23 protein-coding genes are annotated in these 21,603 nt (G+C 53.9%); 2 read left to right on the top strand and 21 right to left on the bottom strand.

The genetic code is table 11. The features are described from left to right. Positions 1-9 precede the first annotated feature (9 nt). From L2731_RS18840 to bioB, 15 genes are all read right to left on the bottom strand, one after another. Positions 10-474, bottom strand: coding sequence for a PaaI family thioesterase (locus L2731_RS18840; protein ID WP_041511478.1), 465 nt, complete (start codon positions 472-474; stop codon positions 10-12). Further along, positions 471-968, bottom strand: a complete 498-nt coding sequence (locus tag L2731_RS18845) for a PaaI family thioesterase (RefSeq protein WP_239850359.1) — start codon at positions 966-968, stop codon at positions 471-473. The genes L2731_RS18840 and L2731_RS18845 overlap by 4 nt, the downstream gene beginning before the upstream one ends. Positions 969-998: 30 nt before the next feature. Further along, positions 999-1,349, bottom strand: a complete 351-nt coding sequence (gene hinT / locus L2731_RS18850; protein WP_041511480.1) for a purine nucleoside phosphoramidase — start codon at positions 1,347-1,349, stop codon at positions 999-1,001. A 200-nt stretch (positions 1,350-1,549) separates the two neighbouring features. After that, entirely contained in the window at positions 1,550-2,113 is a 564-nt protein-coding gene (locus L2731_RS18855) for a hypothetical protein (protein WP_249254835.1), read from the bottom strand. A gap of 214 nt (positions 2,114-2,327) precedes the next feature. After that, on the bottom strand, positions 2,328-3,176 hold the full coding sequence (locus L2731_RS18860; protein ID WP_041511482.1) for a CsgG/HfaB family protein: 849 nt from the start codon (positions 3,174-3,176) through the stop codon (positions 2,328-2,330). Positions 3,177-3,178: 2 nt separating this feature from the next. Then, positions 3,179-3,598 carry a curli assembly protein CsgF gene (locus L2731_RS18865; RefSeq protein ID WP_415837085.1) on the bottom strand — a complete coding sequence of 140 codons (420 nt, stop codon included), beginning with the start codon at positions 3,596-3,598 and terminating at the stop codon, positions 3,179-3,181. 15 nt (positions 3,599-3,613) lie between these two features. Then, positions 3,614-4,081, bottom strand: coding sequence for a curli production assembly/transport protein CsgE (locus L2731_RS18870; protein ID WP_249254836.1), 468 nt, complete (start codon positions 4,079-4,081; stop codon positions 3,614-3,616). Next, entirely contained in the window at positions 4,078-4,704 is a 627-nt protein-coding gene (locus L2731_RS18875) for a LuxR C-terminal-related transcriptional regulator (protein WP_249254837.1), read from the bottom strand. Before L2731_RS18875 ends, L2731_RS18870 begins: the two co-directional genes overlap by 4 nt. A gap of 436 nt (positions 4,705-5,140) precedes the next feature. Then, positions 5,141-5,671: a curlin gene (locus L2731_RS18880; RefSeq protein WP_249254838.1), complete on the bottom strand. Its 531-nt coding sequence runs from the start codon at positions 5,669-5,671 to the stop codon at positions 5,141-5,143. 284 nt (positions 5,672-5,955) lie between these two features. Then, positions 5,956-6,306 (bottom strand): tetraheme c-type cytochrome CctA, encoded by a 351-nt coding sequence (cctA, locus tag L2731_RS18885; protein WP_041511609.1) that lies wholly within the window; start codon positions 6,304-6,306, stop codon positions 5,956-5,958. Positions 6,307-6,643: 337 nt separating this feature from the next. Further along, positions 6,644-7,507: a protease HtpX gene (gene htpX, locus L2731_RS18890; protein ID WP_239850353.1), complete on the bottom strand. Its 864-nt coding sequence runs from the start codon at positions 7,505-7,507 to the stop codon at positions 6,644-6,646. 317 nt (positions 7,508-7,824) lie between these two features. Continuing rightward, positions 7,825-8,538 (bottom strand): dethiobiotin synthase, encoded by a 714-nt coding sequence (gene bioD, locus L2731_RS18895; protein ID WP_249254839.1) that lies wholly within the window; start codon positions 8,536-8,538, stop codon positions 7,825-7,827. An 11-nt stretch (positions 8,539-8,549) separates the two neighbouring features. After that, positions 8,550-9,401 carry a methyltransferase domain-containing protein gene (locus L2731_RS18900; protein WP_249254840.1) on the bottom strand — a complete coding sequence of 284 codons (852 nt, stop codon included), beginning with the start codon at positions 9,399-9,401 and terminating at the stop codon, positions 8,550-8,552. Between the two features lie 42 nt (positions 9,402-9,443). Beyond that, the gene (locus L2731_RS18905) at positions 9,444-10,607 is read right to left on the bottom strand and encodes an 8-amino-7-oxononanoate synthase (protein ID WP_249254841.1); all 1,164 of its coding nucleotides are present in this window, start codon (positions 10,605-10,607) and stop codon (positions 9,444-9,446) included. 18 nt (positions 10,608-10,625) lie between these two features. Continuing rightward, entirely contained in the window at positions 10,626-11,678 is a 1,053-nt protein-coding gene (bioB, locus tag L2731_RS18910) for a biotin synthase BioB (protein ID WP_249254842.1), read from the bottom strand. 149 nt (positions 11,679-11,827) lie between these two features. Here bioB and bioA point away from each other — a divergent pair, with 149 nt between their 5' ends. Then, positions 11,828-13,168, top strand: a complete 1,341-nt coding sequence (bioA, locus tag L2731_RS18915) for an adenosylmethionine--8-amino-7-oxononanoate transaminase (RefSeq protein ID WP_249254843.1) — start codon at positions 11,828-11,830, stop codon at positions 13,166-13,168. A 177-nt stretch (positions 13,169-13,345) separates the two neighbouring features. Then, positions 13,346-13,771, top strand: a complete 426-nt coding sequence (locus L2731_RS18920; RefSeq protein ID WP_239850348.1) for a globin domain-containing protein — start codon at positions 13,346-13,348, stop codon at positions 13,769-13,771. A gap of 102 nt (positions 13,772-13,873) precedes the next feature. Here the strand turns inward: L2731_RS18920 and oleD are convergent, their stop codons facing one another. The 6 genes from oleD to L2731_RS18950 all read right to left on the bottom strand — a co-directional run bounded on the left by oleD (position 13,874) and on the right by L2731_RS18950 (position 21,592). Next, positions 13,874-15,001: a 2-alkyl-3-oxoalkanoate reductase gene (gene oleD, locus L2731_RS18925; RefSeq protein WP_249254844.1), complete on the bottom strand. Its 1,128-nt coding sequence runs from the start codon at positions 14,999-15,001 to the stop codon at positions 13,874-13,876. Between the two features lie 6 nt (positions 15,002-15,007). Further along, positions 15,008-16,699 carry an olefin beta-lactone synthetase gene (gene oleC / locus L2731_RS18930; protein ID WP_249254845.1) on the bottom strand — a complete coding sequence of 564 codons (1,692 nt, stop codon included), beginning with the start codon at positions 16,697-16,699 and terminating at the stop codon, positions 15,008-15,010. 59 nt (positions 16,700-16,758) lie between these two features. Continuing rightward, the gene (locus L2731_RS18935) at positions 16,759-17,631 is read right to left on the bottom strand and encodes an alpha/beta fold hydrolase (protein WP_249254846.1); all 873 of its coding nucleotides are present in this window, start codon (positions 17,629-17,631) and stop codon (positions 16,759-16,761) included. A 90-nt stretch (positions 17,632-17,721) separates the two neighbouring features. Next, positions 17,722-18,771: a 3-oxoacyl-ACP synthase III gene (locus L2731_RS18940; RefSeq protein ID WP_041511492.1), complete on the bottom strand. Its 1,050-nt coding sequence runs from the start codon at positions 18,769-18,771 to the stop codon at positions 17,722-17,724. Between the two features lie 276 nt (positions 18,772-19,047). Then, the gene (locus L2731_RS18945) at positions 19,048-20,295 is read right to left on the bottom strand and encodes a methyltransferase (RefSeq protein ID WP_249254847.1); all 1,248 of its coding nucleotides are present in this window, start codon (positions 20,293-20,295) and stop codon (positions 19,048-19,050) included. A gap of 133 nt (positions 20,296-20,428) precedes the next feature. Beyond that, positions 20,429-21,592, bottom strand: a complete 1,164-nt coding sequence (locus tag L2731_RS18950) for a chemotaxis protein (protein ID WP_249254848.1) — start codon at positions 21,590-21,592, stop codon at positions 20,429-20,431. Positions 21,593-21,603: the final 11 nt, after the last annotated feature.

The following is a 21,603-nucleotide window of genomic DNA, read 5'->3' on the forward strand; positions in this document are numbered from 1 at the left end:
TTGACTCGGTTACTCTATCAGAAAATGGGCTCGTGCCGTGGCGATCAACGCCTTACGGTTGGTTTGCCAGCAGTTGATGTTCACGTTGGCCACACGTCGCCCTTGGCGAGTGATCTTGCACTCGGCAAAACTGTCTCTATGATGGCCGGCTCGCAGGTAATCGATAGAGAAGTCGACAATTTTGGGTACCTTAGTGGTCTGCATAAATACCATCAACTGTACGATCGCCGACATCTCCATGAAACCGGCGATCACCCCGCCATGAATGGCCGGCAGGGTTGGATTACCAATATTCTCATCTTTCTTGGGTAGCTGAAACACCAGCTCGTCGCCAAAGCGTGCCACCTGCATGCCGATAAACTTTGCATAAGGTACGTGTGCCAACAGGTGACCGAAATCGTTGAGCTCGGTGGCCTTCTTGACGATATCTTTAACGTTTAGTGCCTGATTAGCCTCTGGCGAAACCATGGTCATTCCCCTTCTCCCATCAAGGCCTGTCTGAAGGCATCACCCACCATCTCTGGGCTGATGCGCATGAAAGAGCCCACCGCATGGGCGATAGGGTCATCGATAGAATCCTGATAGGCGATGGCGCGAGTAAAGGCCACGCTCGAAGAGAGCTTATAACACTCCGCAAAACCGTAAACGCTCTTATTTGGCTCGGCCGGTTTCATGTAATCGACTCTCAGATCCAGCGTTGGCGATAACTCAAGTGACTTGTACTTATCGAAAATATTGCACACCACCGCCGTACCACAGGCGGTGTCCATCAAGGTGGTGATCACCCCGCCGTGTATCACACCGGTATCGGGGTAACCGATCAGCTCGCTGCTATAGGGAAGCTCGATCAACACGTGCTGTTCGCTGGCTTCAAGCACACTGAGTCCGAGTCGGCGGCACTGCACTAGCTGGCCGACAAAGCGTGTGGCCAAGTCCGTCAGCGGGAAAAAATCAGGATTTGTCTTCATTGCTCAACACAGTCCAGAAGTAAGTCAGGATTAACGCGACACCAGCGGTCCCATAAAATCGCCGCCTAATAGGTGCATATGAATATGGAAGACTTCCTGGCCGCCATGCTTATTACAGTTCATGATGAGACGATAACCGTCTTCGGCGATCCCCGCCTCATCAGCCAGCTTAGCCGCCACCGTCATCATGCGCCCTAATGCCTTCTCGTCAGATGCCTTCACATCGTTAACCGTCGGAATAAGATGGTTAGGGATGATGAGAATATGGGTTGGCGCCTTAGGTTGAATGTCGCGAAAGGCCGTAACCAACTCATCTTGATATAGGATATCGGCGGGAATTTCGCGTCTAATAATTTTACTGAAAATGGTCTCTTCGGCCATTGCACTATCCTCGATGTGACGTTATTCCTGTCAGTATACTCACAAATGACCAATTTGTGATCCTTCATATAAATAAAGGAGTTAACTCGGTTAACGAGTGATGATTTTTAGCACAGAGATCAAAAAAGCCCACCAGATGAACAGGTGGGCCTTATTACTCATCGCAGCGACACTGGCCAAGATTTAATGTTAAGTGCTATTTAATCGAATGCTAATCTATCGCTGTTCATCTGATCTTGCTGTTTAAGTTGCTTAAGATTTTCACGCTCGGCCTCTATCTGCAGCAACTTAGGCGCCTTGAAGGTTAACTTGATAAAGGCATCTTGGCGCGTCTTGGCCAACTGTTCCAGCGCCACATTAGTGCCATCGCCCACAAAGCCATACCAGCGCTTACCCGAGCAGCTTCCCTGTAATACGCATTTATATGAACTCATCTCACTAGAGATAAACTCTGTAGTTTGATAACCACTATCCATCAGAGATTGCTTAATAAAATTAAAATCCTGATTATAATCATCATATAAGCCATAGATTTTGCTAGTCATGGTGACCTTTAGTAGCCCGTGTTGCTTATCGGCATAGAGCACATAGTCATTGGCTAAAGATAAAGATTTAGGTAAAGCATGGGTTTCTACCCTGAGCTCATCTCCCTGGCGTTTGACCTCGCCATACCGGCTGACATCCTCTCCCCAATCAAGCCCAAAAGGCGCCAATCCATGTGCGTAAAGTGGCGCTAACACTAACAGCAATGCTAACTTCTTCATCGTACCTATTCAGCAAGTCAAAAACTTGACGGATTCTACCTCAGAGAGGGTAAATGTGAAACCGAAACGAGCCAAAAAACAATAAAAATATATAGTTATGCAATGTTGGGTCAAAGTAGCAAAATAGTTACTACCGATTTAGACCGGTAATACTAAAGCGCTATACAGTATCATAATGACAATACAAAAGTATGAACCATCTCGACAGTCCGCCTCATCCCTGATTGATCTTTGCGCGTACTCTGGCTTCGGAATGGGCTTCCAACCAATATTTTTGTAACACGGGACTGCTTAGGCCACTGGATTGATCGGCTAAATTCCATGCACCCTTCCAGATACCGTCGGCGATCATATGTACCACCGCGCTCTCTATGGCCGATGCCACACACAGACTCACCGGCTCGTTAGAGGTATAGCCAAGCTCAGACTCCAATAGCTCTTGTGCATCGATAAACTTAAACACACCGGCGGTGATCTCTTTCGATAGGATTGACTTTGTCGTCGTCACGCTACTGAGCAAGCGTCCGGTGCGAATATCCACCGCCCTGAGATTAACCGTTACGGTATCGACACGAAATTGGGTTGCCGCACCTATGCCTAAATAGCGGGCGCCGGCGCCGCCGGTTCTGACGTTAGTGTCATAGGCAACGATACCGCCTTCCATCAAAATCTGCGCCGAATTAAGCTGTGGCAACTTGTTGGCCTCTCCATTTAGGCCTGCCCTGACGATTTTGCGCTCGGTCAGTAGATTCTGTAATCCTTCACGCTCGACGGGAATAAACCAGCTAGAATCATTCAAGGCCTGGGCCAGAAACGCGGTGCCACTCTGGGGCACGGCGGTAGAGAAGTTACTGGAAGGGATGGGCTTATATTGACCGGTCTGATCACGAAAGTCATACACGGCGGCAAGCATTACCCCCTGGGGCGCAGGCAGGTTAATGAGATCATAGTAACTCTCGCCCTTCGGCATCAGACTTGAGGAGGCTTGCACCTGTTCGAGGTCACTGGTGGTGGAACAGGCAGAGAGTAGTAGCAGGCCAGCGGCAATCAACAAAGGTTTCATCGTTAGCCACCTACACTCGAACTATCGCTCAGCCCACCCACCTCGATAACCGTGGTCTCACCGGTTAATAGGTCTGTGATATGCACCAGCAGCATGCCATCTTCGTTGACCACCTGGATCTCAAAGTCGGTTGTCTTGAGGTACCCCTCGCCGCCATTGGCCGCATCATTAAAGAGCTGGCTCATCAGGCGAGACTCCAGTGAGCTGGCCATACGCTCGAGTGCACTGGGAGGCGTATACCCTGAGCCCCCCTTGTGATCGTTTTGCGCCGAGGCGTTAGCCAGCAGGTAGGAGCCGTTAAGATAGCTGCCACCGAAATTGGGATTAACTGGGGTATAGATAAGTTGTGTCGCCTGACTGCTCAGGCTGAACGCGGCCGTCAATAGCATAGCCATCGACAGACGAGACTTAGCTCGATTCATGGTTTAATGTCCCTATTAAAATTCATCAGGCGCTAAATCGGGATCCAACCACTGAGCCCAGCTAGCCTGTTTCTTGTTTTGCTTCAATATACTGTCGACACGCCTGGCCACCTGCTCCGCCAGCTTATCCAACTGCCGACCCGCCGGTGACACCACAGTCACAAAGATAGGTTTGCGATTGTGTAACACACTGATCTTGCTGCCACTACGCGCAGTAGCCAACTCGACAATACTCAGTCCACCGTGCTCAGTCATGCCGCCGATATCGCGATAGGCGGCGACAAATTCACGATAAAATCTGTGACCGACACGAGTCATCGCCCGGTTGAGGATCAAGCCATCGATGAGATCAGACTCCAGCCTGGGCGGCGTGTCACTGGTACTCTGCGCGGCCATTTTACTGCCCTCGTCGACATCAGGCCCCTGACAATAAACAGGGCCCGAGAAGGCCGCTAACAAGAGTAAGCGGCCAACATATTTCACTGCTGCACCTCATGCAGATGAGTCTGTGCCCAGGCAATCGCCTGTCCACGGCTTGAGACACCAATTTTTCTAAACACCCGATAGAGATGTGTCTTGATGGTGCTCTCGCTGACAAACAACTGATTGGCGATATCCACGTTAGTACTGCCTGTCAGCAAGGCCTGCAGTACCTCGCGCTCGCGAATCGTCAGGTTGTCGGCGCCGTCCAGCTGCTCCTGATCCGCAGAAGCCGATACCAAAGTATGGGGGATCACCGTCTGGCCACGCAGCACATTGGCTAAGGCCTTGCCTATCTGCTCTAAGGATGCATCACCATAGAAGACGGCGGCGGTAATGGGGGAAATTAGAAATCTTGCGTCTATCTGTTTCGGATAGTGTAAGAATACCACTCGGGCGCTGTGGCGCTTCTCGATCTGCTTTTGCACCTGGTAGGCGCGCTGCACATCTATGGTGGCGAGATCGATAACAACCAAAGAGTAATTCCCTTCACTCATGGTCACTTCAACACTCTCTGGGGTGACCTTAGCCAGTTTAACCAGAAACTCCTGGGGCCAACGCGTCTCCAACAGATCAATCAACAACTGCGATCGCGATACCACTACCCAATTTATCACTTTGAACATCCTGCTCACTCCATGTCGCTAGTTATAAGCGTATTCCATTAAACCGACACATATAATAACAACTATAGAATTAAAAATAACATCTTAATTGCGCCATTTTTATCAAGCTCTACCAGATTATCTGTTCTAGGCGAGATCCCTTCACCCTATCTTTCACCGCCTTACTGCTAAGGAAGGTGCGAATAAGTCCCGTGCTTGCTCTGCGTGTGCTTAAAGTGGATAGATGCAAGGCACAGTTTGCAGCGAATGGCCCTAGTCCTTCGCAAGAACTGTAACGCAGCAAATACCGCTGTAAGCCTCGCCCTGCTGGGCTTTGATAGCAACACCATTTCGGCGTTATTCAACTTCAGCAGGCCTCGGCATGCCCTCAGTTGAATGCCTTGAACTGTCGCAGCTATCAAAGCCAGAGCTGTGCGACGACTTGTTTGCACCGTCCCTAACGATAACCCTGAGTCACACTTGCCCTTTGTGCATTGCCCCACTGTGTCACTATCACCCCATGACCCGAACCGTTTTGGTAAATACTGACCTCATTGTCATAACCACTCTGTTGCACATAGGCCTGGTTATCACTGCCTCGCTGCTCCACCACCAAAGATAGGCTAGCTCCAAGCTGACTGGCTATCAGGCTATTGTTCACCCCCACCTGCAACAGGCTGGCTTCTATCGCCTCTCCTTGCTGCAGCAAATAAGCCTGGTTGTGAATCCCCTGCTGTTGCACGCCTGCGCTGTTCGCCACGCCCGATTGCGTGATGAGCGCACGGTTTGCGCCGCCACTCTGCGTAATATCAGCCTGTAGTGCATCCCCAAGCTGCATGATACTGGCGTTATCACCATGGGCTAACTCATCTAGGCTACTGAGATCATCGGCCCATACAGGCTGGCCGCCAAAAAGCGCCCCTAACAAGAACAACTGGCAGAATGCCCAGCGCCAGGCAAATTGCCCGACCTTAAAGACTGCTTGCATCAAATTTGTTTCCTTCCTTGGCGCACCTATCTGTTTTTCTGGCCAAGATTATCTAGCTAAGACAAAGGACTTACGTCCACAAAGAGTATTAAGTCAGGCTAGACAAAATATCTATTCAATGAAGAGGAGTAATACTTTTCTACTAATGTTTGGTGAGGGAAAGATGAGTTTTATCTTACCGAGTTGGCATTCGTATAGACGGAAAAGAGGCAGACAGGCTCTGCCAGCGACACATACAAAAACACCGGCAGCTGCCGGTGTTTGTCGATTATCTTACAAGGATCTTACTTATTCAGCACGGAATCTGCTGTGCGGCCATCGTCGTGGCAGCTGTCACATGCAGGCTTATCACCCACGTTAGAATCGTGTGGTGCGTGACAGTCGGCACACATCAGGTTACCGTCGTGTGGCTGGTGCACCTTGTCCATCTCGGCCAGTGTACCGTGACAGCTCTGACACTGCTCAAACTCGTGAGCACCATCGGCTGATGGTTCACCGTCTGCGTGACACGCTTCACAGCCTTCCATCTCAGCATGCATCTCTGCAAGTTCTTGTGGCTCTGCCATTGCAGCTGGTGACAATGCAAGCGCCGCTAAACCAGCACCGAATAACGCACTTAGAATTTTATTGCTCACGATAATTTCCTCTCTTATGTTTGGCGTTGTGGGGTTAGTTATTATGTCCCATCCTGCCTTGTTCCTAGATTGCACAACTCAGCTTAAAATAGCTAAGGTTTTGCAAATAGGCAAATTTCTCTTGCGGGCATACTAACAGTAGCCACTCGCCAAAAATGTGCACTTAATCAAATATCTATGCCACAAGCCTCATACTCACATATAAGTATGATCTGCGTCACACTCAGGCTATGCATATGGACATTTTTCCCGGCCATTGCTCAGCCCAAAAGCTGGCTGCAAAAATGAGACAAAAAAAACGGGAGCCTGGGCTCCCGTTTTCGTCATTAAAACTTAATTACTGTGCGCGTAATGCTTCGATACGCTTTTCCAGTGGTGGATGGCTCATCATCAGCTCGGCCATCGACTTCTTACCATTGATACCGAAGGCGGCCATCTGTGCAGGCATGGCTCCGGTTTCGGGGCCTTGACGCAATCTGTCCAGCGCCGCAATCATCTTGTGTTTACCGGCAAGCTGCGCCCCACCGGCATCGGCCTTGAACTCACGCACACGTGAGAAGTAAGCGACGATCATTGAGGCCAGGATACCAAACAGCATATCCATCACGAAGACCACGGCCATGTAGGCAAACATACCCAAGCCTTCGCCCTCTTCGTCATTGCTGGCAACGAAGTTGTCGATAATGCTCGCAACCACACGCGCGGCGAAGATAACAAAGGTATTGACCACGCCCTGGATCAGGGTCAGGGTCACCATGTCACCGTTGGCTACGTGGCTCACCTCGTGGGCCAATACACCCTCGATCTCGTCCTGGGTCATGCCGTAGAGCAGTCCGCTACTCACGGCAACCAGCGAGTTGTCCTTGCTAGGGCCTGTGGCAAAAGCGTTCAGCTCGGGTGACTGATAAATGGCCACCTCAGGCATCTTGATGCCCGCCTGCTCAGCCTGACGTGCAACGGTATCGACCAACCAGCGCTCCATGTTGTCCCGTGGTGTGGTGATCACTTCACAGCCCATGGTCTTCTTCGCCATCCACTTAGAGATCGCTAAGCTGATAAAGGCGCCGCCGAAACCGAAGATGGCGGCAAAGACCAATAGTCCGCCCATGGTCGAGGTGTTAACCCCTAAAATAGACATCACAATTGAAGCGACCAGCAAGATTGCCATGTTTGTCGCGATCAATAAGAAAATACGCTTCATGTAAGCTCCTATAAGCCCTGTATGAGACACCCTATGTGTCATCAGCCTCTCTTAACGACATAATATGTCCGATAAGTCAGAGTTCAAGGGTTGAACGTAAAAATTTTTTTGGTGGGTACGATTGAATGTGCAGCCACGCCAAAAAGTGTAGACCTTTGCGTGGAGTCTAGAAGCCCTATATTAAGCCAATCTTAAATTTATCGGCTTTGATGGGATAAGCCGTTAATCTTTATTAATAATTACCCCAGCAACCAAGAAATGGCGCTTTGTTAATCATCAAGCCTCCACTCAACAGGCACTATGTCAGCTAGCGTTGGCTAACCTTGACCGGGCGCCAGCTTGGTAAGATCTAAGTATTGCGCGGCGTTTTGGCTAGAACATTCAGTAAGATGTGGGATGACACCTAGGCATGGGGCGTCCATCAAGGCAGTAAGCGCCAAGAGGTTCTCGTCAGTCACCTGCATATCGGGATCGACGCAGTTTGCTACCCAGCCAGCTATCTTTACCCCATCGGCCTGAATTGCCTCTTGAGTCAGCAGTGCGTGGTTGAGGCAACCCAGCTTAACCCCGACCACCAAGATCACCGGCAGCTGCAGATCGATTGCCACAGTGGAAAGAAAGGCTTGTGGATTAAGCTTACCCTGAACGCGAAGCGCATGGTTAAGCGGCAGCCGCCAGCCACCCGCCCCCTCAACCAAGGCGAAATCTACCTGATCAAATGGCAGCGTCTTAAGGTGAGCCGTGACCAGATCGGCATTAAGGGTCACGCCTACCTGCTTGGCGGCGATATGCGGCGCGATGGCAGGCTTAAAAGCAAAGGGGTTCACTCTTTCATAGGCAAGCTTCACATTGGACTGAGCCATCAATGCCAGGGCGTCGCTGTTTCTCAGTCCCTCAGACGTCTGCTCGCAACCCGAAGCGATGGGCTTAACCCCCAAGGTGCTACCCTGCTTACTCGCTAGATAGAGGAGTGAGGAAGCCACCAGCGTCTTACCACTGTCGGTATCTGTGCCGGCGATGAAATAACGCATGAACCCTTTCCTTAACTCGCCTTACGGCTCGCATGAATAAATAAGATTTGATAGGTCAAGGGAAGTCCCTCTGGCTGACGCATTGCCTCGACGCGCTCACACAGTGACTGCCAATCCCGGCGACCGCGCAGCCTGACTGATGGCTGGTCATTAACCCCCGTCGCCGTAGAGGCCCCGACCCCTTTGATGGAATAAAGCAGCGTCTTAAGATCGTCGAAATGCACCCGCAGCGCCTCTACCGTTTGGTGTTCAATTTGCCACTGGTTATCGCTAAACCCATAGAGAACCGTCTGGGCGGCCTCGAAGGCATTGACCCTTAACCCAAGGGCATCGAGCTCCGCCAGGCTGCCATCGACGACGATGGCGAGATGGCATTGACCGCCAGGCTTAAGCACCCTGGCAAGCTCACCTATGGCCGTCTTGATATCGCTGCACCACTGCAGGGCAAGGTTTGAGTAGAGGGTATCTATGCTGGCATCGGATAGGGGCAACGCCTGGGCATCGCCGCACAGCGCCTGATAGGCGGGAAAGCTAGATTGCATCTGCGTCAACATCCCCGGCGCAATATCCAGCCCTATTACCTGAGTCAATTGAGGCGAGGTTGAAAAATCTGTACCTGGACCACAACCGATATCTAACAGGCGGCCAACAGGAGACATGCTTGCCCTGAGCCGCTGCGCGCTGAGGCGCTGTACCTTGTCATGTTCCTGATAGTGCCGGGCCGCCTGAGAGAACTGCCCCGCTATCTTGTCAACGTCGGCCGTAGATACAGGGCTAACCACGCTAGTCCCCTCTTTATCCGGCGCCTTAGACACTTGGCTTGGCATATTCGTAGGCACATCTTTGGCTAATTCACTACACACAGAATCAGACTTCCTCTGAAAAAATTATACGCCTCTGCGGGCTTAGCCCTGCAAGACTCGCTGCAACTGCTCGGCCAGAGCGTCGATGTCGGCCTGGGTATGATGCACGTTCAGGGTGATCCTCAGCCTGGCACTGCCTTGCGGCACGGTCGGCGGCCTGATGGCCCCCACCCAGAACCCGGCGGCCTTTAACGCTAGATCGATCTTAGCAAGCTTGTCGATATCCCCCACCACCAATGGTTGAATGGGCGTCTGGCTGCCGAGCAGCTCAATTCCCCTCGCCTTGGCGGCCTGTTGAAATGCCAGGATCACCTGAGCCAGCTTGTCTCTGCGCTGACCGTCTCGAGTCACCAAATTAACGGCCTTTAGCGCCACATAGGCACTGGCCGGTGACAAGGCGGTGGAATAGATATAGTCCCTGGCATGAGCCACCAGAAAATCGATACAGGCTCGCGAGCCAAGAATCGCCGCGCCTTGGCAGCCCAGCGCCTTACCAAAAGTGACAATTTGAATATCGCAGCAACTGGCATCGACCCTCTTGTGCCCGCCCAGTGGCAAGACACCGAAACCGTGGGCATCATCGACAACTAACCAGGCGCCATTGTCTTTCGCCACCCCATAAAGCTCATCTATGGGCGCCAGATCGCCATCCATACTGAAGATGCTCTCGGTGACTATCGCCTGAGGCTGGTGCTTTTCTGTCAGCCGCTTCGCGCCAGCAATATCGTTATGGACAAATCGCTTGAGCAGCGCGCCGCTTTCACGTAAGCCGTCGATCAAGGAGGCATGGATCAGCTTATCGGCCACCACCACGCTCTCTTTGTCCAGCAGCGTCTTCATCAGGGCGCTGTTGGCGCTAAAACCGCTACTAAAGAGCAAGGCGGCCTCATGGCCTGTGGCATCACACAGTGCCTGTTCGAGCTTGGCGTGAGCCTCGCTATAGCCTGTCACCAAGGGCGATGCGCCGCTGCCTACGCCATAGCACTTCGCTCCCTCGGCTAATGCCTCGATCAACTCACCCGATTGACTCAGGCCTAAATAATCATTGCTAGCAAAGTTATGCTTGATGCTGCCTTGATGCACCAGACGATTGACGCAATCGGGACTCTGCTCCAACTGCTGACGACGCCTGAGCAGCCCGCTTTGCGCCGCGCGCTGCATCTTCTGCTCAATTTTCTGCGCTAGCGTCTGCTGCGGCCGGGTCATGGGCTTACTCACCTTAAATTAGAGGGCCGCCGCATCGTAGAATGGCTTAGAGGCCTTGTCTTTAGCGGCCTGCGCCTTGGTAAATACCGCCTTTTCCTCTTCCACCGTGCCCGCCTGCCCCTGCTCGGGATGAAGACCCAGGCGCTTAAACAGCGTCATGTCTTCATTTTCTTCCGGGTTACTCGTGGTCAACAACTTACAGCCATAGAAGATGGAGTTCGCGCCGGCAAAGAAACACATGGCCTGCAGCTCATCTGTCATCTTCTCGCGTCCCGCCGACAGGCGAACCCGAGATAGCGGCATCAGGATACGCGCCACGGCGATGGTGCGCACAAATTCCAGCGGATCCAGATCGTCCAGGTTTTCAAATGGGGTACCGGCAACCTTCACCAACATGTTGATGGGCACAGACTCGGGATGCTTGGCCATGTTGGCCAGCTGCTGTAACAGCCCGGCGCGATCGCTGGCCTGCTCACCCATGCCGACGATACCGCCCGAGCACACCTTCATGCCGGCGGCGCGCACGTTATCCAGGGTATTGAGTCTGTCCTGATAGGTACGCGTGGTAATGATGTCGCCATAATATTCCGGCGAGGTATCCAGGTTATGGTTGTAATAGTCGAGTCCGGCTTCTGCCAGCTCCTGAGCCTGAGATTCGCTGAGCATCCCCAGGGTCATGCAGGTCTCCATGCCCATGGCTTTTACTTCACTGACCATGTCTTTCAAATAAGGCATGTCGCGCTCATGGGGATTACGCCAGGCGGCGCCCATGCAGAAGCGTGAAGCACCGGCGGCCTTAGCGGCACGCGCCTCGGTGAGCACTTTCTCAATCTCGATCAGTCGCTCTTTCTCAAGGCCGGTATCGTAGCGGGCGCTCTGAGGACAATATTTACAATCCTCTGGACAGGCACCCGTCTTAATCGACAAAAGACGCGAGATCTGCACCTCATTTGGGTCGAAATGCTGGCGATGAATGCTATGGGCCTTAAACAGCAGGTCATTCATAGGTAGCGCAAAAAGCGCTTCAATTTCATCACGTTGCCAATCGTGACGTAAGGCTAATTCGGACATTGATTACCAACCTTCAAGTTGCTCTTTTTTGCCGGAATGCTTGATTTCCGGCGACATTTATCTTGCTTAGCATACCCTGAGGCCTTAATCTGTCAACGCCAACCAGTTAAACCGGTTTACTACCGGTTAAAAATCAACCAGGAGTTTCTATGTCTGTAAGTCCACAGATCGACTTTCAATTCGACCGACAACATATCTGGCATCCCTACACCTCGATGACCCATGCCCTTCCGGCCTATGGGGTGGTGGCGGCCGAGGGCTGTGAGTTGATCCTGGAAGACGGCAGACGCTTAATCGATGGCACCAGCTCCTGGTGGGCCTGCGTACACGGTTACGGCCACCCCTATATCCTGGAGGCGATGCAGAAGCAGCTCTCCACCCTCAGCCATGTCATGTTCGGTGGTATTACCCACCCCGCCGCCGTCGCGGTCAGCAAGAAACTGATTGCCATGACTAGCGACAATCTCACCAAGGTGTTTCTAGCCGATTCAGGCTCGATCGCCGTAGAGGTGGCGATGAAGATGGCGCTGCAGTATTGGCAGGGACGCAGCAATCCCAATAAACAACGGATACTCACGGTAAAGCATGGTTATCACGGCGACACCTTCGCCGCCATGAGCGTGTGTGATCCCGAAGGCGGCATGCACACCATGTTTGGTGAGGCGGTGACCCAACAGCTGTTTGCCCCGGCGCCCAAGACTCCTTTCGGTGAGGCGTTAAGGGAGGGCGGTCTCGAGGCGATGGAGGCGTTACTGGAGGCAAATCATCAGACGATAGCGGCGGTAATTATCGAGCCGATCATGCAAGGCGCAGGCGCCATGCATTTCTACAGCGCCGACTACCTGAAAGGGTTGCGAGAACTGTGCGATCGTTTCAAGGTGTTGTTGATCTTAGATGAAATAGCCACCGGCTTTGGCCGCACCGGCAAGCTGTTTGCCTACCAACACGCGGACATAGAGGCCGATATTCTCTGCCTGGGTAAGGCGCTCACCGGCGGCTATATCTCCCTGGCCGCCACATTATGTAGCGACGAGGTGGCCCTGGGGATCAGCGACTCGCCCTCTGGCGTCTTCATGCATGGCCCCACCTTCATGGGTAATCCGCTGGCCTGCGCGGCCGCCAGTGCCAGTATGGATCTGATCAATCAAAACCAATGGCCCGAGCAGGTCGCCGCCATCGAGCAACAGATGAAACAAGAGTTGGCCCCGGCCAGTACAATAGCAGGGGTAAAGGCGGTGCGCTGTTTAGGCGCCGTCGGTGTGATTGAAATGCAGCAAAGCGTGAATACCGCGGCGCTACAACAGGCGTTTGTAGATCGCGGCGTATGGGTTCGTCCCTTCTCAAACTACATATACATCATGCCGCCCTACACCATCAGCGCGGCGCAGCTCAGCCAACTCACCCAGGCGATGCTCGAAGTCGCCGCCATTGCGGCTAAGCAAAAAACTGAAGACTCAGACACGAACTCGGGCTTTATCAGCCACGGATAGCCCTAAGCCCAAAGGTGTAAGCCCATAGATGTAAACCCTCAGGTGTGAGCCTAGGTCAATGACCCTCAACTACAGCCTAGGCACCTGCATAGGCTATAGTTAGTTTGCCTGCACTGTCCTCGCTCAAGCGGGGCCAAGTTGCAGTGTAAAAGATGATCTGAGCCGACAGGGTATGCCATGCCTCTCACCGATGAGCAAAAAAGATTAATCCAGAAATCCTATGCGGAGATCGATCGGCAAAGCAGTAATTTTGCCGCCATCTTCTACGATTGCCTGTTTGCCATGGCCCCCTTGATCCGCCCCATGTTCAAGAGCGAACGACCGGTATTTGAATATCACTTCAATGAATTGATCTCCACCGCAGCAACCAAGGTATTTCAGTTCGAGGAGATAAAACCCCGCCTGGTGGTGCTGGGGCGAAAACATAGGGGTTACGGCGTCACACCGGCGCAGTTTGATGTGGTGCGCTCGGCCCTGATGCTATCGATTCAAGATTGCCTGAGAGATGCGTGTAATCCGGCCATAGAGCAGGCCTGGTCCAGCTATTACGATGAAATTGCCAAGGTAATGATCGCCGCCATGGAAGAGGCGCCAGCCCCTTAAGCAGCACAGATACAAGATCTGGCACAAAACCAGACACAATCCCAGACACAAGCCAGGCCCAAGCAGACTTAGCCCCAAACAGACTTAGGCCCAATGGCGACACTAGTGACTGTTGTCAGTCGAAGATAGCCAATGACGCAGAGAAACCATCCCCTCATCGATAGACACCAGTGGTCGGTAACCTAAATCCGACTTGGCTGCCGAAATATCGAAATAGTGACTGGTCGAGAGTTGTCTGGCCACGAAGCGGGTCATGATAGGTTCTTCCCGCTTACCCAGCAGACCATAGACCCCTTCTAACAGTGCCCCGGCCAGATACGCGATGCTGGCGGGCACCCGCTTATCGACAGGTGCAAGATCGGCGCAGGCCAAGATCTTGTTGAGCATGGCCGCCATGGTGATCGGCTCATCGTTACTCAAGAAGTAACACTTGCCGGCGCACTGCTGCGGGCGCAGTTTGAGGGTCAAGGCCGCCAGAATATGGGCATAGGCGGCGTTGCCCACATAGATGGTATCCACCAGTTTATCCGCCTTACCCACCAGCTTGAGCTTGCCGGCACGGGCGCGGGCGATCACCCTGGGTACCAGGTGGGGATCTTCCGGCCCCCAGATAAGGTGTGGCCTGAGTGACACAGTATTGAGCATGTCTCGGCTAGACGATTTTCCGCTCGCAAGTGGTGTGGCATTGGCCGCCGTCACCCTCTGCTCGGCGATCGCCTTAGACTCGCCGTAATAGTTAAGGAAACGGCTGGCATAGGGCGCGTGCTCATCGATACCCGACTCATCTTCGCCGGCAAAGGTCACACTCGGCGTACTGGTATAGACGAAACTGTCGACACCTTGGACGATACTGGCCTTGAGCAGGTTATCGCAGCCTTGTACGTTAGGCGCAAAATAGCTTTCCCTGCTGCCCCATACCCCCGCCTTAGAGGCCACATGGAACACCAGATCGCATCCCGCCATGGCATGGGTTACCGCATCAAGATCGCAGATATCACCACTCACCATGTTAACGCCCATGGCCTCTAGCTCGGGATAATGCCCCCGGGCGAAACCTGTCACCTTGATACCGGCAGCGCAAAGACGTTGGCAGATCGCCTTGCCCAGAAACCCACCGGCGCCGGTCACAAAGGCGTGACGGCTCACCCTGGCCAGTTGAGCCAGCGCCTCAACCTCCTCTGGGTGCTGCTTGAGGTTATCCTTGTTATTGGCAAACTTAGTGATGCTCACTCCCTATCACTCCTTGTAGGTGGACTGCGCCCACACCGCCAGCTTCTCTCTGAAGATCTTGGCGTTGTGACGGATATCGACGGGGAAACCCGGGTGGATAAGAAAGCGGGTGATCCCCTGGGTCTGACTGTGGGCCTCACCCAGCAGCCTAAGCTCGTTGTAGAGCGCCGCGGCGTTGCTGCAGCTCAGCCCCTGCTTGAGTTCGAGGCAGATGAGCGGTTGCATCTCACCTTTAACGTCTATTCCCACCAGAGCGGAACGCTTGATATCGCTGTGGGTGTTATAAATACGCTCGCAGGGGATGGAGAAATAGCGGCGCTGCTGGCCATCGACTAAGCAATCCACTCTGTGGGCCTTACGGCCACACATCCACAGCCTTCCTTGATTATCGAGATACCCAAGATCTCCCATGCGGTGATAGTGCTGACCCTGGGCATCAAAAATCTTTGCCTGGGACGTGGCCTTATCACGGCGATAATAACTAGGGCTGACCATGGGGCCTTTAACCACTATCTCGCCTATCTGCTCGTTTGGCAGACAGAGATCCGCCGACCAGTTAGGGATCTCGGCCTCATCGATAGCGATTATCTGTATCTCGACACCCGCTATCGGCTTACCGACGCAGATCCCGCCGCCGTTATCTGTGATATCTGTGGTATCAAACAACTCATGGCTGGCGATCATGCTCAGCGGCAGCGACTCGGTGGCCCCGTAGGAGTTAAGCACGGGCACGTCACGCTTGAGCATCTCACTGAAACGCTTGATGGACGCTATGGTCGCCGGGGCGCCTGCCGAGATCACCCGCTTAAGGCTACTAAGCTGCACCTTAGGCTGTCTGCTTGTGCCCGCCTGTCCCAAACGCTCGATAAGCGCCGGATTGACGAACATGTTAGTGCATTGATAGCGCTCGATGGCCGCGAAAATATAGTCGGGATTGGCGGTGATAGGCTTGCTGGCGTCCATCTCAGGCACAATCGAGGCCATGCCAAGTGCCGGGCCGAACAGGGAAAACAGCGGGAAGGTTGCCAGATCGCGCTCGCCTGGAGCGATTCGATAATCATGCTTGAGGGCAGTTATCTGCGCCTCGAACATGCGATGGGAATAGACAACGCCCTTAGGGGTGCCCGTGCTGCCACTGGTAAACAAGATGGCGCACATCTCGTCATCATCGAGCCTAGCCATGGCGAAAGGCCCCTTGCCTTGCCCCAGTTGCTTAAGCTGCTCCAGACTCGCACCGCCCCACAGCTTGCTGCCACCGACGGTCACCAGGTGAGTCAGGCTGGACTTGCCCCAGCCAAACAGACGCCGGGCCAGATGCGCCTTGGGAATGCCGATAAAGGCATCGGGCGCCGCCTCTTCAAAACACTGCTTAAGGTTTTTCACTCCCATGCCGGGATCCACCAGGATCGGCACTATCCCCGCCTTAAACAGGGCAAAAGTTAAGGCAAAAAACTCAAGGCTTGGGGTGACCATCAACACCGCCTTGGCACCGCGTTTGATGCCATAGGCGTAAAGGCCGTGGGCCAGCGTGTCGCTCATGGCATCGAGCTCGGCAAAATTCAGCTCTTGATAGTCAAGTTGTTTACTGAAAACGCCTCTGGCCTTCTGCACCGCCACCGCCAGCTCATAGGGGGCTTCTTTGGCCGCCCGGTTGAGATGACGACACAAATTAGCGCCAACTTGCTCTGTCTCAGACATTCGCCTCCCCCTTAATGCGTTAGTGCTTTAGTGCTTTTGTGCGTTAATGCTTTAGTGCGTTAGCGCGCCATAAACTGCTGAACCTGAGCCACTACCTCATCGCTGGCATCTTCCAGGATATAGTGACCACAGTCGGCAAACTCATGCACCTCAGCCTTGGGGAAACGATGCTTCCACTCATCGAGGAAGTGTTTATCGAACACAAAATCCTTGAGACCCCAACAGATCATCATAGGCAGCTGGTTAAATTGGCTCAGTTTTTCACTGATCTCGCTCACCAACTCATAGTTGCGATCGCCCGGCTTAAGGGGAATGTCTTGTACGAAACGCAGGGTCGAGATGCGGTTCGCCCAGGAGTTAAATGGCGCCACATAGGCCTCGCGTATCGCCTTAGACATAGGCGCGCGCTTGACGCCCACATAGGAAGCGATAGAGGAGAAGGCATTAAAGCCACGCACCAGTACCGTGCCCAAAAGCGTATTGCGGCAGATCCACAGTGCCCAGGGAAACGGCTTGGCCTCCGGCAGATGAAAGGCGCCGGTATTAAGCACCACGATCTTCTTGATCCGCTCGGGATAACGGGCCGCATAGCCCATGCCGATCATGCCGCCCCAGTCGTGAACGATCAGGGTGATCTTCTCTTTCACCTCGAGGTGGTCGAGCAAGGCTTCGAGATCGTCGATGCGATTCTTAAGGGTGTAGTCATAACCGGCATCGTCTGGCTTATCCGACAGGCCACAGCCGATATGATCCGGCACGATACACTGATGATTCGGGCTTAGTGCCTTCACCAGATTACGATAATAGAAAGACCAACTCGGGTTGCCATGCACCATGACCACGGGCTCACCCTGGCCCTCATTCACATATTGCAACTTGTGACCATTACGGTCTAAGTAATTGCGTTTAAAAGGAAATAACGAATCGAGCATGGGGGTACCTGTTATGATTATGCCTTGAGTGGGCGACGCCGCTCGGCGTCGCCCCTATGCTGTGCTATCCAGAATGAGTAGACGAGCCGATTACCACTTGAGCCCGAGCATCATGCAGTTGAGTCCACTGCCTATGCCGAGGAAACTGACCTGATCGCCCTTACGCAGAAATCCTTGATCGTGGGCCATGGCGGCCGTCACGGGCAACGAGACAGTGCCCATGTTGCCAAGGAGCTGATAGGTGGGGAACTCTTTCTCCTGAGGGATATTAAGCGCGCTCAGCACCTGTTTGCGGTTGGAGGCGCCGACCTGATGACAGATCACCTTGTCGACCTGCTCCACCAGCCAGTTACGCTGCTCGAGGAAATGTGCCCAGGTATGACGGGCCAGCTCGACCCCTTCTTTAAGCAGGGCGACACCGTCGGTACGCATAAACTCGCGGTACAGCTGGGTACCGGCTTCCTGTAATCCCCATTGGCAGAGATTATGATGTTCGGGCGCCGAAAGATGACTCGCGCCGAGCAGCTGATGCTGACGCTCACTCTTCAGCGGCAGGCTGCCATCGGTGAGCAGTACGGCCACGGCGCCGGAGCCACCGGTCAGGGTCGCCAGCGACTGGGCATAGTTCTGCATGGTCGGCTCGGCCAGCATGTTGTCTATGGTGATGTCCACGATATGGCGCGCCGATTCACAGGAGACCACCAGGCCGGCCTTGATCTGACCCAGCTCGATACGGTTGGCGATATCTAAAATACCCGACAACACACCCAGACAGGCGTTGCTGATGTCATAGATGGCGGTATCCTTAGAGACTCCCAGCTCGGCGGCGATACGACAGGCGGTCGCCGGCTCATGCTGATCGCGGCAGACGCCGGTATAGACCACGGCGCCGAGATCGGCCACATCAATCCCCGTCTCCTCGATAGACTTGTGGGCCGCCGCCAATGCGCCGTCGGACAATCTATGCCCCTTAGGCCACCAGCGACGCTCGTGGATCCCGGTTAATGCGGCAAGCTGCCCCATAGGGATCCGGAATTTTTGGTACAGGGGAGCTAATCGAGACTCTAACTCTGAAGTCGAAACCACTTCAGGTGCCAGCTCATAGGCCAGACTATTTATAAAAACGCGAGAATATTTCATGAAACCGTTCTGTTTCGCTCATTATATCGGCACTTATTCGGCCAATTTTTATCTTTCTGTGTTAACCCGCCATTTGAGCAAGAAACGGCGAATGATTCAATAAAAAACCGCCATAGGGCGGCTTTTTTTAGGCGCGAGTTGGCAAATTTATGACAGCGCACGCCGGGTTTCTTCCACAGAGCAAACGAGTAAAAAACCAGTTAAGCGCCTTAAGGCGCCTCTAAATGGTCAAAAAAGCGACTCTGACATGCAACGATCAGGGAAGCCGGAGAGCGCCTAACTGGGCTCAGGCAGATGGGCCTGGATCAATGCGTTTCTCGGGGTTACCTCGATATCGCAAAAGGCGCTGAGACTCACCTGATAGCCCTGTTCCTCTAGGAAACAGACTCTATCGAGCAGCAGCCAAAGCTCCAAGGCCTCACGAAACAGGTGCGCCACCAGATCGATGCGCCGTGTCAGTCGCTGACGCTCAAGCCCCCTGGCAAGATAAGCCTCATCATCCCAAAGATCCGGCAAGTCCACCCGCTTTTGCGCCGCCGCCCATTGGCAGAAGTCGCGAAAACTACCACTTAACTGACTTTGTTTCACTGCGGGTATTGGCAGGTACTTAGCTCGGCCGCTGGCATCACGCTGCAGGCTATCGAAACCCAATCGCCAGGCCACCTCTTTAAGGCGAAGCGCCCTTGCCTTGGCGTTAGCAATCACAGATCGCTGCAAGGGAAGCTGAAGATCGTGTTTGCTGAGCGAGAGCTCACTCGCCTGAGCGAGAACTGACAGCGGCTGATAATGGCTGCAGGGGATCAGATGATAGCAACAGGGGGCGATTGCCAAGTCACGGGTTCTGGCCTTGGCGGCGCCGCGCAGCAGACTCATATGCAGCTCGCCGCAGGCATGCAGCGCCACCGCCTGCTGCTCACGCTTAAGCAGTTTTTGGGCAGACTCAGCCAGGGCATCGCCGCAGACGAAGCGTTGGGGCAACTGCCACTGGTGGGCAAACTGCTCGCCGGCCTCACACAGCGACTGCTGCCACTCTAGGCTCACCACGGTTCGCGCTTGAGCCTTGGCCAGCAAGCGGCCCAGATGTCCCTTACCAGCACACCACTCCAAGATCTCATCATTCCTCGGGGTGACTCGCGCGGCAAAATCAACAATTTGCTGCCACTTACGCCCCTTGATATGGGCGCTGAAATGACTTTGTTCACTCTCTGACAGGCCTGCGTCGTGGGAGGCTTTGTCTGTCGGCCTGATCCCTTGTGCCAGTTCGCCCAGCAAGGGGAGCGGCCAGCTCAATCCTTTAGCGGCCAGATCCGCCTCGAGGGCAGGCGCCAGGCGCGCGTGCAGCGCCGCACTGTCGCTATCGAGACCGTCGATTTCATCGTCATGGATCTGCCAGAGCAGCTCGGCAAGCCTTGGAAACTCATCCTGCCAGGGCAAGGCTCTCGCCTCGAAGGCCTTCATCTGCCACAACGCGCGACTGCCCGTTAGCAAACTATCTAAGGCTGTAAACTGTTTGGCATACGACATTAAGGCCCCCCGGCTCACTCACCCTAACCAATAGGGCCAAAATAGAAACGCCGGCGAAACCTCGCCGGCGCACGCCAATTGTAAACCAGCTTGCTCTGCAATCACAGCCTGACCGCCGCTCTGGTCAGCCAGCTCATGTCGAAGACGGCCGCTGTTTAAAGGCCATGCGCTTACCCAACCAGACGCCAAGTCCCAAGGGAGCAAAGAAACAGACCACGAAGAATAGCACCAGATAGAGGATCAGGCTCTTGAGGGTCTTGGTCAGCTCGGCAAACGCGCGCTCGACCGCGTGCTGACTGATAGCATCGAGATCCGCCGCAGCCGCCACGCGCTGACGATTGACCATCTCCTCCAGCGCCAGACGCTCCTGTTGAACCATCTGGGTTAACGCCTCACGCTCAACAGAGAGCTTAGCCAGCTTATCGTCTGTGGTTTCACTGAGCTGCGCAAGCAGTGGCATCAGCTCACGACGCAGATCCACCGCCAGGGTCTGCATCATCTCTGGACTCTGAGCCATCAACTGCTGGAACTTAGCCGAGGTATCGCTGATGCTCTGCAGTGTCTGCTGCACAGTCTCAGGATTGATGTTGGCATGCAGGGCGTAGAGCTCCGCCTTCCAGCCTAGGATCTTAGGCGTCTGCTCGGCGATCATCGCCATGCGATCCGATACGTCACTCATCACCTCGGGCACAGTACCAAAGGTTGTCACCGCCTCAAATTCGCTGATGTTACGATAGGCCAGCCAGTCGTTGAAGGCGGAATGCCGGGCAAAGCTGAGATCCGTGATGGGATTCTTGGCCACATAATCTAAGATAAACGCCTGGTATTTCTTAAACTCGCCTGGCTCAACAAAGCCCTTTATGGAACGTTCAAAATCAGCCTGCAGCACCTTGCTGACCTCGATGGCGACCCCTTGTTGATCGCCAAACAGGGATGCGCCCGCACCGCCGTCGAAAAACGCGCTCATCTGCGCCGTCAGCGTCCAGGTATCCACCATGGCCGCGACGGGGGACGCCTGAAAGATCGCCCGCTGCAACGCCTGTTCGCTGTTGATCTTCCACATCAAGGCATTGGATTTGATAGACAGATCATCCCCTTTCTCCAGCACTATCTGATCCGCCCCCTGCTCCACCTTGGCGTAGAAGGTGTGGCTAAAGTCGCGGCTGAAGACCCGCATGTTAAGCTGTGCCTGTGGCAAGGGTTCGATACCACTCTCGAGTTTAACTTCCAGTAACGAACAGGCCGATAAGCTCAACATGCCGATCACCAAGAGGACAGATCTGTATTTCAGCCCCATAACAACACCCC

It is taken from the genome of Shewanella aquimarina (assembly GCF_023349185.1).
Lineage (GTDB): Bacteria > Pseudomonadota > Gammaproteobacteria > Enterobacterales > Shewanellaceae > Shewanella > Shewanella aquimarina.